Below are 536 nucleotides of genomic sequence, written 5' to 3' on the forward strand. Positions count from 1 at the left end.
GGGAAATCTGGTGCGTCATCGAGATCAGCAGCGCGACCGAGACGATCCCGACCAGCAGCACCGGCATCCAGCTCTTGCCGCCGGGGCGCTGGGGCATGCGGAAGTTGGGGCCGCGCGGGCCACCGCCGCCGCTGCGGCGCGGGCCTTCCGGGCCGCGGTTCTTGAAGATATCCTCGATATTGGCCGAGCGACGCGGACCCTTGTCGCCGCCTGCATTGCCACCACCAGGCAACCACGGGTTGCGCGGACCTTTCCTGTCGCCGCCCGAGGCGCTGTCCTCGCCACCTTCGTCCGACGGGCCGTCGCCATCTGCACCACCGCCCCACGGGCTCTTGCCGGCCATTGCCAGCCCGAGACGCTTCCTGAAACCGTCCATCATGTCCATGGGCCTGTTATAGGGGTGGATTGAAGGAAAAACAGGGGTTGCAGGCCGGAATTTGGTGCTAGGGCGCTGGCATGGACGATCAAGCCCTGATCCAGCAGCTTCCCGACTCTGTTGCCGCCCGCGTCAAGTCGCTCAAACTGAGCGACGGCCG

The 536-nt window shown here is 66.6% G+C and carries 1 protein-coding gene; it reads right to left on the reverse strand.

From position 1 onward, the window contains the following. Nucleotides 1-385 (reverse strand): hypothetical protein (locus AC01FP_RS18950; protein ID WP_474482506.1); only part of this gene is annotated, 385 nt, incomplete at its 3' end. Nucleotides 386-536: the final 151 nt, after the last annotated feature.

The organism is Cyanobium sp. NIVA-CYA 375 (assembly GCF_056108345.1).